The sequence below is a fragment of the Caballeronia arationis genome, assembly GCF_001544975.2.
GTDB classification, from domain to species: domain Bacteria; phylum Pseudomonadota; class Gammaproteobacteria; order Burkholderiales; family Burkholderiaceae; genus Caballeronia; species Caballeronia arationis.
Window position 1 is genome coordinate 1 of sequence record NZ_FCOG02000412.1, and the last position, 1608, is coordinate 1608.

The 1608-nt window shown below is 53.5% G+C and carries 1 protein-coding gene; it reads right to left on the bottom strand.

Annotation, left to right across the window (positions count from 1 at the left end; all coding sequences use genetic code 11):
• Positions 1–864 precede the first annotated feature (864 nt).
• A complete protein-coding gene (locus tag AWB81_RS42770; RefSeq protein ID WP_062644608.1) occupies positions 865–1056 on the bottom strand; it encodes a hypothetical protein in 192 nt (63 codons plus the stop codon).
• Positions 1057–1608 lie beyond the last annotated feature (552 nt).

Here is a 1608-nt window from a genome sequence, read left to right on the forward strand (position 1 = left end):
ACAAGCAACATTCTCAGCTAAACCGCCACCGCCTTCAAATCCCTGCCTCACCCGAACACCAGTTCCGACCATAACTCGCCATGGACCTGCTACATCATGGCGCCGAGCAGACCGTGATTGCACTATGGCTGGGACACGAATCGCCGGAAACGACATCGATTTATTTGCACGCAGACATGCAACTTAAGGAGCGCGCACTTGCCCAAACGGCTACCAGGAAAGTCCCGGTATCTCGGTACCGACCGGATGACCGGGTGATGCAATTCCTGAAGAGCCTCTAATAATTCCGAGTACCGGCACCACCTGTCTACAGTGCGGCGCCGGCAATCCCGGGTCGATCGAGATCGCTCTCGGAATAATCTTGGCCTCGGAGTTATGCCGCAAATCGATCATCGAATCCAGACGGCTGCGAAAGAAATCCGGCGTGCTCATCGGCGGCTCTCACTCCCAGAAGATATGCCAATTCCATATTGAATCTGGGAGTTACGCAACACTTTATTCACGCTTGTTGCCATGCCACGTCTGCCTTCACGTCAATCTGCAAGACCGACTATGTACGGCGGAAGCGCAGAAATGTGGCACGAGTAAATCGACAAGTTACAGGGAATGCGCTTCTATGAGAGCGTGATTGTTAATGAGAAAGGCCCGCGCCTTAAATTCGGGCGGGTGATTCATCGACCCTGAAAGCAGTAGGATTGATTATCCAAATGGCTTTTTAGCCGTGTGCTTTGTCACAGAGGTCACAGTTTCAACGTACATCGTTGCGATCCTGAATGCGACAAGGCTGAACGAGCTTTGCATCGGTTACCGCTTGCCGATTCACACTGAGCGGACGGCGACACGTGTCGCAATGACCTTCGATTGCTACGCTTTTGGGTCTGGGACGCCGCCGACGTAAACAATGGGTTTCATCCCCTCATCCTGAATTGCAGTTTCCGCTATTTCTAACAGGATCTTCAGATCCGAGACCAGCACGGCAGAAGACTTCACTCTCAAGACGTCAGCTGAAACAATGGCCTCTCGGATGTGCGTCAGTGCTAGATCACGAGCTTCCATGCTGTTGTCTCCAAGCAAATCAATGACGGCCGGCTAACAGCGCGAACCGGCTTAAAGCACTGCGGCGCCAACTGCGAATGTGCGATTGCTTCGGGCGTCGCAATCATCGGGAGCACACAACATTAACGGTCACTGTGCGACGCACTGGCACCGCAGATTATTCTTGCTTTGCAAGACGCAGCTTGTTCTATAGCTCCGCACGAGGTTATTCGGCCGAAATGGCCGCTTCCGTGCGGGACACCACACTTTGCCTACGTTTGAGACCCGTTGATGTAGGTAACCGTCCGACCGCGCTTCCAATTACACACACCGATTAGCGGGCCGGAATCAAGCGAGCAGCCAACAGCATGACCGCGCTAGCGGCCAGTTTCTAATTCCCCTTCCGTCGCAATAGCGTAAGCACTCACCTGGGGCCGTTCGGACGAGCGCGAGCTAGACATCATGTATGGGTGCGACGTGAGGTCGCGTAAAGGATTGAAGCGCCCCGGAAATGTAGGAGACTTTGGATCTTGGCTGTAACGGGAGATTTGAAGAATGGAAAACGCAAGCAAA